The sequence below is a fragment of the Paenibacillus riograndensis SBR5 genome (assembly GCF_000981585.1).
GTDB classification, from domain to species: Bacteria; Bacillota; Bacilli; order Paenibacillales; family Paenibacillaceae; genus Paenibacillus_AQ; species Paenibacillus_AQ riograndensis.
Genome location: NZ_LN831776.1, coordinates 3,611,416 through 3,625,356, shown reverse-complemented (window position 1 = coordinate 3,625,356; position 13,941 = coordinate 3,611,416). Strand labels below are relative to the sequence as shown.

The window sequence follows — 13,941 nt, the reverse complement described above, 5'->3', positions numbered from 1 at the left end:
GCAGCTTACACAATATGTGATTGTAAAGTAGAGGCATTTGGAAAAAAATATCGGCTGTCAGGAAGCCCCGAGACGTTTGGCCAGCTCGCCGAGATCCTGGCCCTTAAGCGCCCCTTCTACAAGTGCGGGCAGCAGGGCCGGCGTGCAGGCGAAGCAGGGTGTACCGTCACGGGTCAGCTGCCCGGCCAGCCGTTCATCATAGGAGGGTTTGCCTTCATCTGACAGCGCCAGCAGCGTCATCGTGCGGACACCCGATTCGCGCAGCCCGCGCATCCGCCGGACCAGCCCGGCTTGATTGCCGTTCTCATACAGATCTGAAACGATAATAAACAGCGTCTTCTTCGGTTCTTCAATGAACTGCTCGCAGTATTTCACCGATTTGTGGATATCCGTTCCCCCGCCCAGTTGAATACCGAAGAGCATATCTACCGGATCATTCGCACACTGCTCAGTCAAGTCCACGACTTCCGTATCAAAAACCACCACACGGGTATTCAGCGCCGGAATGCTGGCGAAGATGGACCCGATGACCGAAGCCCAGATGATCGAGCTGGCCATCGATCCGCTCTGGTCGATATCGACAATCACGGTCCATTCCTTGCTGCGGCGCGCCCGGTCAAAATAATAAAACCGCTCAGGAATAATCAACCGCCGCTCCTGGTTATAATGCTTGAGATTCCGCTGGATGGTCAGCTTCCAGTCCAGCCCGCTGAGCGAGGGCAGCGGAGAATGCTGCCGCTTGTTCAGCGCCCCGGTAACGGCGCGGCGGATATCGGTCTCCAGCAGCTTGACCAGGTCATCCACCAGCGCCTTAACCAGCATTCTTGCGGTGTCTTTGGTCTTCTCCGGGATTTTGCCCTTCAGTGACAGAAGCGTGCCTACCAGCTGGATATCCGGCTTCACCGCCGCCAGCAGCTCCGGCTCGAACAGCAGCTGCTTCCAGCCCCGGCGTTCCATGGCATCGCTCTGGATAATCGATACCACATCCTCCGGGAAATAGCTGCGCACATCGCCAAGCCATTTGGAGAGATGCACGGCGGCATGGCCGGTCCCTGCCCCTTTGCCCCTGCCGCTTTGAGAATTGCCGGAGCTGCTTCCTCCGCCTGTCTCATCATAGATGGCGGCAAGCGCTGAATCCATGATCATTTCCTCTTCGGTCAGACGGAGCTGTCCGCCTTCGCCATAGCCTGCAAGCGAGGCTTCGGCTTCCTGGCCCAGAATCAGCCGCCAACGGGTCACTGTGCTCTCTTGCTTGTTGTCGTTTCTCATCTACAAATCCCCGAAGTCAAAATCATTCAAATCGTCCAGCATCTTGACTTCCTCCTCCTTCAGTTCTCCGGTAAGAATCTCTGCTGCCTGCTCCGTATCCACACCCCACAGCTCCCCGAGCAGCTCGGAGATCATCGTTTTCTCCCTTGGCGAGAAGGTACCGAACGCCCGGCGGAGAAATACCAGCGCCCGCTTGAACTCATCATCCTCCAGCGCATTGATATAATCGTTAAGCTGCTCCCAGAGGCTCATTCTGGACAGCAGCCCATACCGGTTGCGCATCGACAGGCCTTCAAACCAGCCCGCCCCGAGATCCGCCGGGATGCCGGGAGACAAGCGGCGCGAGACTTCGGACGCAACCTCTTCAGCAGATACCGCTCCACGCTCCATCAGAATGGCACAGGCGAAGCCGGACAGCCGCGGGTTGCGGTCATCCCGCTCTGACAGATGCAGCAATTCCTGCAGCCACAGCGCTTCATCCACCGTTTCGCTGTGGTCCAGCGAGATGGCGTTCAGCTCGTTCATCGCCACAATCATCTGGCCGGCGGCCTCGTCATTACAGCCGCTGGCATCCGGCAGGAACAGGCAGCCGCGCCGGAACAGCTCCTCCAGCAGCGGCGTGAGCGGCAAGGTGTCCACCCTGCGGATGTCACCAAAGCCGATGATGGTTGCCAGCTCACGGGCAGCAGCGGCAATGCCGACTACATCGCGGCTGTCGACAGCCAGCCCCTGCAGCACCCGGCTGGCTTCCTCCATCTGCGCCGTCATTCCGCACTCGCAGGCGATCCGGATAAGCACCGAGGCCTCAGCGATGGAACGGCAGGCCTGCAGCTTCTCACGCAGCATATATGCTGCGGCTACTTCAATCGTCTCCCCGAGCAAGGTAGATTCGACGACCTGGATTTCCACCTCCGGCGACCACTGGATGATCCAGTATTCCGCCCAGGTCGCCGCGTCTTGCCCGCTGGGCCTGTTTTTGGCAAAAGTAATGCCCAGCAGCTTCAGCCTGTGGAACAACATCGACCGGTTCAGGTCCAGATAGGCGGCTTCCTCGCTGGACACTCTGCGGTTCTCGCGAAGATCGAGCGGCAGCTCAGTGGCTACCGTCGATTTATACTTCTCCAGCTTATAGCGCTTGAGCAGCCGGTTCAGATCGTCCTGGATGGGGGTCTGGCTGACGCCATCGGCCAGATGGCCGATGGCCGTCCCCACATCCACCCTCGCCAGGGCGTCGGCGATCACAGACAGCTCGCCGTGGCCCAGCAGCGTCTGCGCGGCGTCCCGCAAATCGCGCAGAGTAGGCGCGCTTCCGCCGTGCAGCGCAGCCAGCGACTCTGCCAGCCGCACCGCCTCAATCACCTCGGCGGTAGAGCGGTGTGTCCCGCTGCTGCGCAGATGGCCTGCCACCGTAGACAGATAGAGATGTGCCAGCTCCTCCGGCCGTCCGGCCGCCATCGTCTCCCACATCATCTCAAAGTACTGCGGAGCTTCATTCCCTGCTCCGTAGCCTGACATAGTGGAGAGCTTGTAGTAGGAATACGGCATCAGCGTCAGCTTGGTGCTGCGTGAAGGCAGACCTTCCAGCTCCTTGTCGTTCAGAACATCAGATAGATCGGCAAGTGCAGAGGCATGGTACGCTCCGCAGATGACCACAATTTTGTCCGGCGCATGTCCGGCTGCGATGGTCTCCCGGATCTGCCGCCGCATATAGGCTTCGCGCAGTGCATTATACGCATGCTCCTTCGGCTGCTCTTGCTGCTCTCTGCTCTCGGAGAGCAGGCGCATTTCGGCGGAGAACGAAAGAATGGCCGCGCGGTACGCTCCGGCATTCGCATTATGCTCGTAATTGCGTTCCCAATACATATCATAGTCATGCTCGCCGGCAAGCCGGGCAATCCGGCTGTACACTGATTCCTGTTCCTTAACTTCTTCTGTGAAAAGCCTGCCCGCCTCATCTGCTTCAGGCTTCACTTCTTCCCGCCCGGAAATGCCATCCCGCCGCACAGCATCCTGCAGGCTTAAGGTTACCGAGGAAGGAAGATCAATAAACGCCGCCTCCGCCCCGTTGTCCCTGGCCCATTTCATACCTTGATATTCCGGTGAATAGACCGCTAACGGCCACAGGGCTGTACGTACCGGCAAATCCTCCGTGAAAGCCAATATGGCTACCGGAGGTTTCGTAGAGCGATGCGTCAAATGGCGGATTTCATCCGTGGCATCGCTCGGGCCTTCGATCAGCACCGCCGTCGGCTGAAGCTCATTCAGGTATTCCAGCAGATGCTTCGCGCCGCCCGGAGACAGGTGCCGCACTCCGAAAATATGTACCCCGGCTTCAGCAGTCGCTTTCACTCGTTCATCTCCTTACAGGCCTGGTAGAGACCGCGCCATTCCGCTCCTTTTTTCTTCATCACATTATCCAGATATTCCTTCCAGACCAGCTTGTCTTTGTCATCATCCTTGACAACTGCCCCTTGAAGCCCGGCGGCAAGGTCGCGGTCCGTCAGCTCGCCGTCCCCGAAGCTGGCGGCAAGCGCCATGCTGTTCGTCAGCAGCGAGATAGCCTCGGCGGTGGAGATGACCCCTGCGGGAGTCTTCACCTTCTCCTTCTTGTCCAGCGTCATCCCGCTGCGCAGCTCGCGGAAGATCGTCACAACCTTAAGCAGCGCCTCATCCGCCGGAACGGCTGCCCCCAGATTATAGGACGATGCAATCTCTGCGACCCGCTTCTTCACGATGGACAGCTCGGTTTCGATATCCGCAGGCGCAGGCAGCACAATAATATTGAAGCGACGCTTCAGTGCAGCCGACATTTCGTTGACTCCGCGGTCTCTGGTGTTGGCGGTGGCAATGATGGAGAAGCCCTTGCGCGCCCCTGCCTCCTTGCCAAGCTCCGGCACAGAGATGGTCTTCTCGGAAAGAATGGAGATCAGCGCATCCTGCACTTCAGAGGCGCAGCGCGAAATCTCTTCAAACCGGGCAATTCCGCCGTCCTCCATGGCCCGCATGATGGGGCTTTTGACCAGCGCTTCCGGGGTAGGACCATTCGCCAGGAGCATGGCATAATTCCATGAATAGCGCACATGCTCTTCACTGGTTCCGGCAGTGCCCTGCACTACAAGTCCCGAGTTGCCGTAGATGGCCGCCGCCAGATTCTCCGACAGCCAGGATTTGGCCGTACCCGGCTCGCCGATCAGCAGCAGCGCCCGGTCCGTGACCAGTGTGGCGACCGCCATTTCGATCAGGCGCGTGTTGCCGATGTATTTGGGCGTTATGACCTTTTTGCCGGCCTTGCCGCCTGCGATAAAAGTCAGCACCGCACGCGGAGACATCTGCCAGCCAGCCGGGATATTGCCTTTGTCCTCCTTGCGCAGCGCCTCCAGCTCCTCCCGGTACAATACCTCTGCCGGCAGCCGCATATAATCCTTAAGCTGTTCTTGTTCCGTTGTCATGGACACCTCTCCTTTGCTCAAATCACTCTTCATTTATAGTTATGCCTGACTCTTAAGCTGATGGACCACATATTCCAGCTGAGCCCGGCTCTCGTAATATCTTTGATTTGGAATAACTGCTTCCAGCCGGCCGCTGTAGCTAGCCGGAAAACGCAGCATTTGCTGGAACAGATTATAATCAAATCTGTAGGGAAGATAGCTCTTTCCATTTTCCAGCATGGATATCAGCAGTTCATGCAGTTCAGGGTCCGGCATTCCTGACCGGGCGAGCCCCGTAAATATGTCAGGTAGAAAATCATGATTCCGCTGCTTGTGCTGCGATTCCTTCCGCTCATCCAGCTTGTTCAGCAGATAGCGGCGGGCTTCCGCGTGATCCGGACGAGCAAAAGCGCATACCAGCTCCAGTTCATCCCTGTGAATGAACAAATCCAGCCAGTGCGGGTCCCAAGCCGCCGCAATTTTGTCAGGAGCAAGCATCCCCGTTTCACGGTACTGCCGCTCCCTCTGCGGGTCCCAATCCGCGTCATACCATATTTCCTCCGCTTGCATAACCTGCCCTTTGATCGTATCCATAAGCATTTTATTGCGCTGCGCAGAATCCCTGGTGACGACAGCCTTCAGCTTGTTAATCAGCGTGCCGCCAAATTGCTTGTACAGCTCCTCCGGTGACATCAGCTGTTGGGCTGCCCGGAAAACGTAAGGAAAAAAGCGGGATTCGAGTTGTTCCAGCTTCCGCAGCTCCTCATAAGCCGATTCCGTAGCCGCCCTTACTTTGTAACGCGCCGCTTCATCAATAACGTTTACGAGGCCCAGGGACGCAAAGCGCCCATGATCCGCTATCACATAGCTATACAGCTCATCCAGCTGCGGATTCTGCTGCCCGTATAACACAGTCGTAAACGGCCGGATATTGTTCCACAGTTGTTCCGCCTTTTTCTTGTCCTCATTTTTCTCCGGTAATTCACGCAGCTCCTGCATATATAGAGCGGACAGCCTCTCCACGAGCGGAGCGGAAGAACAATGCGCCAGAGCATCCGCCGCCAGCTCCCGGTCCTTCTTCCCTGCAAACGCTTCATACAGCCGGTCCTCGCCCTGTGATGATCCGCCTGTCGCCAGCGCTTTATACGCCGCCTCACGGATGACTTTTTTCTTGTCTTTGCTCCACTCCAGCAGGTCCTGGAGGTAAGCGTCATGGCCCCCAAGACATTCAATTGCCGCAGCCCGGATATCGTCGCTGCCGTCTTCAGCCGCCTTGAAGATCTTTTCCAGCGCTTCCGTTCCGCCTGCCTTGGCGATGACCTTCAGCTTGCGGACTTCGCTTTTGCCGCCCGTCAGATTAAGGCTTTCAATCAAGTATCCGGTGATGGCAGGACCATATGCAGGAAGAATATTGTTCATGGCAAACTCGGCAATCTCCGAATAGGGATCATTCAAGGCTGCAATAGCCAGCGGAAGCAGGCGCAGGTCCTGAAACACGCCTTCCTTAAAGGCTTCAATTACAACCTCATACCTGCCGCTGCCTGTTGTGGTCAAGGCCTGCCGCACTGCGGCCAGCTTCCTGTACGGGAGCTTGGTGTCGAGAGTAAAGTTTCGGCTGCGAAGCTCACCGGGAGCTTCATCAGGTGTGCTGACCCCTTGGGTATACAGCACCGATTCCAACAGCAGCGTCAGCTCCTGCAGCCGCACTGCTGCAGGTGCTCCGTCACCTGCACCCGGTTCCACCAGAGAGGTGATGCCCTCTCCGAGCCGTTTGAAGACTGCCGCCCGCTCACCGAGCTGCTGAAACTGCGGAAGCAGCCGTTTCAGGCGGAAATCTCCGGCAGCCAGTTCACTGCCGGCGATATATAGTCTTCTGACTTCTTGATGTAGCTCTTGCAATAATGCTGTACTCATGGGCTGTCCCCCTATAGGAATATATAAGAACGTATACGTAGGTGCATGCTAGTACAGAAGCCGGGTAATGGCTCCGTCTTGGATAATGGTCAATGGCTGGGCAACCAGCCGCCCCTGATCCAGAAGATGCTCGAACATCACCAGCACGCAGCAGTTCTTCATTGCAGAAGCAGGCAGGAACGGCAGCAGTTCAAGCGTCCCCTGGGGCAGCGAAGGAATGTCGTCCAGCACCAGTTGGACTCCGGCATCATCAGTGAGCACATACTGGCCGCTCCCCGTCACTCCCAGGCTGGCCGCATGCAGCAGCATGACTGGCGTTTTATCGCTGAGCGGATTTTTTAACTGATTTTTGACCTTCTTGAGCGCTTCTGCATATGAACGGTTTGCACTTGCCGCAACCCGCTCCAGGTCTTTAGCTTCGACAGCCCTTGATGTCATTTCTTCATACCGTACCCGGACATTCATATCGCCGGGGTAGGTGTACAGAAGCGGAATCCGCGCCAGATCAAAAAAGCTGTCTTCCTCCCGCATCAGCTTCGCAGCCTTATAAGGACGATAGTTGACAGTCCGGTGAATCGCACCGCTTGCCGTCTCCAGCCAATAGCCAAGATCCACGAGCTCCTGACGGGCGGGATCATCGTAGCTATAGAATGCCAGCTGCAGAAGTTCAACAGATTCTTTGACCAGACCATACTCTTTCAGCTCAGACAGCTGCCAGGCATGCCCCAGCCATTCGTCGATGGTGGATTCATGATCGAGGGCAAGCTCGGGGTCCTCAGCTCTTGTGGTCAAATAGACCCGGGCTTTCTTGATAAAAGCATGAAGCCTTGTCAACTGCTCCATGGCATATGTATAACTCTCTTCCCGGTTTTCTCCCTTGCCCAGAAGCAGGGCGAAGCGGCGAAGCTGTGTCTGCGCTCCCGATAAATAGTAGTTGCCCATCTGCTTTACATGCTCTTGAACGGTTTTGAGCGTTTTGCTGTCGATGGTGGACAAGCCGCCGCGGATCAGAGACAGCACCAGCTTTTCCAGGAGGTCAAGACCTTCAAGCTGTGCGTTTATTTTTTTCTTCAGGGCAGATTTGTTGACCTTCTTGGGCTTGCTTTCTGCGCCTCCGGCAGCTTGCTTGGCTTTATTCTCTTCCCGTTTTTCCGCTTTTTCGCGTTTGGAGGAAATATCCTCGGGGACAGGCGCAGGAGTGAAAGCCTGTCCTTCCACGTAGGCATAGAGCAGGCCTAATGTGTGCTTGCAGGGAAATTGCCGGCTGGGGCAGGTGCAGCGGAACACCGGATTATCCGGCGAAATAAAATCTACGGAGCACTCGTAAGGGGTTTTCCCGCTCCCGGCGCATTGTCCAAAGAGCAGTTCTCCATTCTCGGAGGTATGCAGCCGGATGAAGCTCTTCTTGCGCACCAGGCCCTGGCCGTTCTTAATGGCGGCTGCGTTGGGTGCGAGCGAATCTACATAGGATGTTGTAAGTTCAGGCAAACTAGGTTTCCTCCCGACTATATTAGGTGAAAAGCGCACATGCCTCTCATTACCCAAATCCGGGGATAAGATCACATGTTTGCATTTATCTTAGCAAAAATGCTCTCCGGTTCCAATCCAGCGGATGCTCAGGTGGGAAAAACAGGAATAAAGTCTTGTAAAGGGAATAGTCTTGACAACCCTGATAGTTTACGGAAACCCAAGTTTATCGCCGGGCCTATGGCCTGCTGCGGCCGTCGAAGTTTGTTAAATTCACTGGAAATAAATCACCAAAGTAACCCGGGGCTTACTGGGAATAATAATTTCGCAACAAAAAAAATTCGAGGAGGAATCCCAAAATGAAAATTTTGCCTGCTGCAATGTTGTCATTGTCCCTGATGCTGTCTGCTGCTTCAGTTGCCGGTGCTTCTCCGGCTGAATCCCATGCCAAGCATGAAAAGAAGCTTCATGCCGAAAGCGTCCACAAAGAAAAAGCACATCATCAGAAGGAATCGAAGCTTCACATGAAGAGCCGTGAAGCAAAAAAAATTGAAGAAAAGCACTTGAAAGCCAAAAGCCTCAAGGCAAAAAGCATTAAAACCAAAGCTACAGAATTGCCAAAATCAGGTTTCGGCGGTGCCAGCGAACAGATGGAATAGATCCATGGAATAGGAGGATGAAAGAGGCCGGGCTTGCCCTCCCTCTTTCTTTTCTTACACAATGAAAAAACGGATATTGGCCTTCATTACCGCGGCCATTGTATTAAGTGTTACCGGTTGCGCCGGCTCTGGACAACAAATGGACAACCGTCCGGACAGCAGCACTCCCCGGCCTTTGCAGACAATGCCTGAACACTTAAACACTGCTGAAAAGGGATTAAATGAAAACCATGCAGTTATTGATGAACCCAAGCCGTTTATGCCTGACCTGCTTACGATTCCTGCCATCTCGGTAAAAGCGGGCATTCAGCCAGTGAGCCTGCTGGAAAACGGGCAAATGGATGTCCCTGACAATACGGAGATAACGGGTATTCTCTTTCCGGGCGTTTTACCCGGGGGGAAGGGAAATGTCATTATAGACGGGCATGTAGACAGTTACTCGGGACCGGCTGTTTTTTTCAAATTGAAAAAATTGAAACAAGGAGATAAAGTGATTGTTTCGAGTAAGACAGGGCGCCAATTGACTTATATTGTGGAGTCGGTTGAAGCCTTTACCCCTGCTGAAGCTCCAATGGAACGTATTTTTGGTGAAACCGGAGAACGGAGAATGAACCTGATTACCTGCACTGGCAGATACAGCAGAAAGAAAAAGGAACACGAGAAAAGACTGATTATTTTCACAAAACTGGACGGTGAACTATGACTCTTATGAAAAGAAGCTGTCTCATATCTGCTGTTATTTTTCTGTTAGTATCCTTTCAATTTTCCGCTGAAAGGGCTGCGGCAGATCCAAGCGCATCAGATCATGAGCTGAAATCAGAGCTGGAAAATATCTATGCAGAAAGAGCCAAAATACTCATTAATGGCAACACGGGCCGTTTGGAGAAACGTTATCTTATGGAACAGGCCTTAAGTAAAAATGCCTTCCAGCATGAACGCAATAGAACCGAATATATGAATGCATGGGCGGACAAGCGGAATATCAAATTAATCCATGCCGACAGCAGCATCCGGATCATCCGCCGGGCCATCAGCGGAGATACCGCCAAAGTGTCTCTGGTGCAATCCCTTAAAATTGCCTATGTATACAACAATAAAATTATCCCCGAGCAATTCTTCGGGGTGGGTACCAGGCATTTCATGACCTTGAAGAAAAGTAACGGGAACTGGAAAATCGCCCGCGAATGGTATTTGGACCCGCTGGATGAGAACCCTCACAAGATTGCGGAAAAACCGGAGGGTGCAGCTCCTTCAGATAAACCCAAATCCGAGCCGAATGAGGACAAAAAATTCAATCGCGCCCGGGCCGTCGCATATGCCAATAAATATGCCGGAGCAGCATGGGGGGCCGGAAACCAGCATCACTATAATAAAAAATACCTGGATTATACCGGCAAAGGCGGGGACTGCACCAATTTTGCCTCACAGGTAATCGGGGACCCTGAGGAGGGCGGAGGTTTGCAAATGCAGGGCGGCTGGCGGTATTTCTATAAATCCGGCGGCACACAGACCTGGGTACAAACCGATTCCTTCAGCAGATTTCTCTTAAGGTCAGGATACGGGAAAATGATTGCCAAAGGCGATTATCAGCAGATTATGTCCCCCTCGAAAAAATATCCCGGAGGAGCCGTTTCAGAGCTTCAGCCCGGGGATTTAGTAGGTTATATCCTGCGGCACGATGATACTGACCATTTTTCCGTAATTGTCGGATTTGATGATTCCGGTTATCCGCTTGTCAATTCCCACACCGCCGACCGTTACCGTGTCCCTTTTGATCTGGGCTGGGACAAAGATACCAAATACCAGCTTTTTCACATTAAAGGCTGAATAAATCAGGCTTGTCAGCATAACCGAAAATCATTGTCATAAAATAAACCAAATGACATTGGTGTTATGCTGGAGGACATATGAATGGTTCCCGCCTGTTAAGACAATCTGCAATCCGGGCTTTTGCTTTGTTTATCGTGAAGCTGACCGGCCTGATCGGCCGTGTGATCTTGACAAGAATTGTAGGTGCAGAAGGAATTGGCCTCTATCAAATCGCCTATTCCTTCTACGGATTTGTGCTTATGTTCACAGGGGGATTGCCGACAACCTTGGCTATGGCAAGCGCTAAGAAACCTGCCCAAAGCTGGAGTCTTCTAAAAATAATATCGCTTGGTGTTATTTTATTCGGAGGAATTGTCAGTATGGCGGTTTTTTGGAACTCTCCGGCTATCTCCAGGTTTCTTGGCAATCCCGGCCTGGAATATTCAATCCGGGGTCTCGCTCCTTCACTGTTTGCCGTGCCGCTATTGGGATTGGTAAGGGGATATTTGCAGGGTCACAAACAAATCGGGGTTATCGCGCTGTCTGAGATTATCGAGCAGGCTTCCAGAATTTTTTTCATGCTCCTGATCGTCTGGCATGTCCTGCCCCTTGGGATCAACCGCGCTATAGGTTCAGGGCTTTATGGCACTTTTATAGGCGCATTATCCGCCTTTTCCTTGCTCACTATCTATATCTCTGTAAATAAAACAAGCCTTCCTTACAACACCAGTTATACAGTCCAGTCTCTTCCCATCTTTTGGTTCATTCAATCATCACTTATGATCTCTGCAACACGGCTGATTATTCCTGCCTCCGAATTTATAGACGCTGTGCTTATTCCCAACCGGCTGCTTGCAGCGGGCTACAGCACTTCCGAAGCGACCTCCATGTATGGAGTGATTTACGGAATGGCCGTCATCGTGGCCTATGCTCCCACCCTTCTGACCGGAGCCTTGTGCCACACCCTGTCCGTGCAAATTGCGGCGGAGTGGCAGCAGGGAAATATGCAGAGATTTAACAGACTTTCTGCTACAGCCTTCAAAGTATGCTGGTTATGGGGAATTGCAACAGCGTTATTTCTAAAGGGTTATGCCCCGGAATTATCGTTATTTATCTTCAATACCGAAACAGCCGGACCCGCAATCAAATATTTAGCTGCCATCCCCCTGTTGGTAGGCTTCCGTGAAATCTCCACCAGTATTTTATGGTCGCAGGATATCAGGAAAAGTCCATTTTATGGACTCCTTACAGGGATCATCTGCGCCACAGCTGCCCAATACTTTCTGGTAGGAATTCCCGGCTTCGGCTATAAAGGTGCCGCCATTGCTATACTTTTACTGGAAGCAGTAGCTTCATTATGGAACTTGCAGGCTTTGCGTTTCAAGATAGATCAGCTAAGCACCCTCTTATTTGGCCTGCTATCTGATCTCATAGTTCTATCTGTCGCGTTGTTCGGGGTCAGGCAGTTATCGCAATCTTTTCCTGGAACGCCATCGGGCTTTGGGAGATTCCTGTTTGCAGCCCTCTTGTATTTTCTTGTGGTGGGACTATATATGTATCTTCGCTGCATACGAAAAAGAAAATAATCTCAAAAGAACAAGAGCTGATCATCGCTGGTCACTTAAACCAGCCCTTCTCCTTAAAGCGGGTAATGGCCTCTATCCGGTTGCCGACATCCAGCTTGTCAAGAATGACCGAAATATAGTTGCGCACGGTTCCGGTTGTAATATACAGCTGGCTGGCGATCTCCTTCGTATTTTTGCCGTCGGCGATCAGGCCCAGCACTTCCTTCTCCCGCTGGGTCAAAGGATTGGCTTCACCGCTGTAAGCCTCATCCATCAGCTCGGGAGCATAAAGCCGTTTGCCGGACATCACGCTGCGGATCGAGAGGGCAAGCTCCTCGCTCGGACTGTCTTTCAGGAGATAGGCATCCACTCCGGCCTTAACGGCGCGTTCAAAATACCCCGCACGGGCAAAGGTGGTCAGAATCATGATTTTACAGCCTGAATCCTTCAGGGCTTCAGCGGCTTCGAGGCCGCTCATGGCCGGCATTTCAATATCCATGATGCAAATATCCGGCTGATGCTGCTGCACCAGCTTGACGGCTTCCTCCCCGTTCGCCGCCCGCCCTACAACCTTCATATCATCCTCCAGGTCGAGCAGGGAGGCGAGAGCCCCCAGCAGCATGCGCTGATCCTCAGCGATTACAATTTTGATCATAGCCCTTTTACCTCCTTCAGTTCCGGCTGCTTAAAAACATTTGGCACCCTAATGATGAGCGTTGTACCTTTATCCTGCAGCACATCCATACTGCCGTTCACAAATTCAAGCCGTTCCCGCATTCCCTGCAGCCCATGCCCCTTGTCATACAGATTGCTTCCCTCAATCCCGGTACCATTATCTTTGACTTTGATCAGCAGGTCCGTCCGCGAGGGTTCAATCTGCACCTGGCAGAGTGTCGCACCGCTGTGCTTCACTACATTGGTAACGGCCTCCTTCAGGCACATGCTCAGCACGTTCTCTGTCATTAACGAGGTATTGACAAGCTTCGGGCTGCCCTCCAGCTGGAACTCAATCTCTGCCGCCTCCAGCAATTGCCGGATCCGGATCAGCTCATCCTCCAGGCGGATTCCGCGCATTTGCGTAACCATCTCCCTGACTTCCTTGAGCGCACTTCTCGCGGTCTGCCGGACATCGTTAATTTCAACCGCAGCCTGTGCCGGATTTTTGTGGATCAATTTGCCGGCCAGATCGCTTTTGAGGCCGATGAGCGACAGCTTCTGTCCCAGCGTATCATGCAGATCCCGGGCAATCCGCTGCCGTTCCTCCATAATAACCAGCTCGGAGATCCGTTTGTTGGCATCCTCCAGCTGTCCTTGCAGCTTATCCTGGTTATTGCGGTTATAGGTGGTCGCGGGCAGCAGCACTACAGCGATCATGCTCACCAGCACGAACGGAAGCTGCGAAATGAAAACCCGGTTACCTGTAATCATCTCATAATTGATCGCAGCAATGGTCGTCAGCAGATGAATCGAATACAGCGTGAAAAAACCGGCTCTTTTCTGAATATTCCCGATAAAAAAAGCAATAAATAACGCAAAATACATATACCCGAACAACAGCGTCATTGTGATCGAGACAAGGATCTGTACAGTGGTCCAGAAATAAACCACCCAGCCTTTGGATTTGAACGAGAGGACGTAACAGGCAAAAAACACAGCAACCATAACGATTCCATATACCCACTGGTTTTGGTTCACTGAGGCGGAACGGAAGATGAAATAAAACGGCAAAATGTAAAAAACAACCCATACATAAGGGCTGAGACCCGTACTTTTGTGAAAAATATGATGCCACTTTTGCATGTCAGCCATCCTTTTGCCAGCAAGATTGTA

At 53.1% G+C, this 13,941-nt stretch carries 11 protein-coding genes; 4 read left to right on the top strand and 7 right to left on the bottom strand.

What is annotated here, in order from left to right:
* Nucleotides 1-57 precede the first annotated feature (57 nt).
* Genes PRIO_RS15030 through PRIO_RS15010 form a run of 5 tightly spaced genes read right to left on the bottom strand, consistent with a single transcriptional unit; the run spans nt 58 to nt 8,099 of the window.
* Nucleotides 58-1,269, bottom strand: a complete 1,212-nt coding sequence (locus tag PRIO_RS15030; RefSeq protein ID WP_046503238.1) for a VWA domain-containing protein — start codon at nt 1,267-1,269, stop codon at nt 58-60.
* Nucleotides 1,270-3,618, bottom strand: a complete 2,349-nt coding sequence (locus PRIO_RS15025; protein ID WP_020433982.1) for a DUF5682 family protein — start codon at nt 3,616-3,618, stop codon at nt 1,270-1,272.
* On the bottom strand, nt 3,615-4,718 hold the full coding sequence (locus tag PRIO_RS15020; protein ID WP_046503234.1) for an AAA family ATPase: 1,104 nt from the start codon (nt 4,716-4,718) through the stop codon (nt 3,615-3,617). The genes PRIO_RS15025 and PRIO_RS15020 overlap by 4 nt, the downstream gene beginning before the upstream one ends.
* A 39-nt stretch (nt 4,719-4,757) precedes the next feature.
* On the bottom strand, nt 4,758-6,611 hold the full coding sequence (locus PRIO_RS15015) for a HEAT repeat domain-containing protein (RefSeq protein ID WP_020433984.1): 1,854 nt from the start codon (nt 6,609-6,611) through the stop codon (nt 4,758-4,760).
* Between the two features lie 48 nt (nt 6,612-6,659).
* Entirely contained in the window at nt 6,660-8,099 is a 1,440-nt protein-coding gene (locus tag PRIO_RS15010; protein ID WP_046503232.1) for an SWIM zinc finger family protein, read from the bottom strand.
* A 338-nt stretch (nt 8,100-8,437) separates the two neighbouring features.
* On the opposite strand from PRIO_RS15010, the gene PRIO_RS15005 reads away from it, so the two are divergent.
* From PRIO_RS15005 to PRIO_RS14990, 4 genes are all read left to right on the top strand, one after another.
* Nucleotides 8,438-8,737, top strand: a complete 300-nt coding sequence (locus PRIO_RS15005; RefSeq protein WP_020433987.1) for a hypothetical protein — start codon at nt 8,438-8,440, stop codon at nt 8,735-8,737.
* 61 nt (nt 8,738-8,798) lie between these two features.
* Nucleotides 8,799-9,440, top strand: a complete 642-nt coding sequence (locus tag PRIO_RS15000; protein ID WP_046503229.1) for a class F sortase — start codon at nt 8,799-8,801, stop codon at nt 9,438-9,440.
* Nucleotides 9,437-10,564, top strand: a complete 1,128-nt coding sequence (locus tag PRIO_RS14995; protein WP_046503227.1) for an amidase domain-containing protein — start codon at nt 9,437-9,439, stop codon at nt 10,562-10,564. The genes PRIO_RS15000 and PRIO_RS14995 overlap by 4 nt, the downstream gene beginning before the upstream one ends.
* A gap of 80 nt (nt 10,565-10,644) precedes the next feature.
* Nucleotides 10,645-12,132: an oligosaccharide flippase family protein gene (locus PRIO_RS14990; RefSeq protein ID WP_046503225.1), complete on the top strand. Its 1,488-nt coding sequence runs from the start codon at nt 10,645-10,647 to the stop codon at nt 12,130-12,132.
* A 31-nt stretch (nt 12,133-12,163) separates the two neighbouring features.
* Here the strand turns inward: PRIO_RS14990 and PRIO_RS14985 are convergent, their stop codons facing one another.
* Complete coding sequence (locus tag PRIO_RS14985) at nt 12,164-12,766, bottom strand: response regulator transcription factor (RefSeq protein WP_020433992.1); 603 nt, start codon at nt 12,764-12,766, stop codon at nt 12,164-12,166.
* On the bottom strand, nt 12,763-13,911 hold the full coding sequence (locus PRIO_RS14980; protein ID WP_020433993.1) for a sensor histidine kinase: 1,149 nt from the start codon (nt 13,909-13,911) through the stop codon (nt 12,763-12,765). The genes PRIO_RS14985 and PRIO_RS14980 overlap by 4 nt, the downstream gene beginning before the upstream one ends.
* Nucleotides 13,912-13,941: the final 30 nt, after the last annotated feature.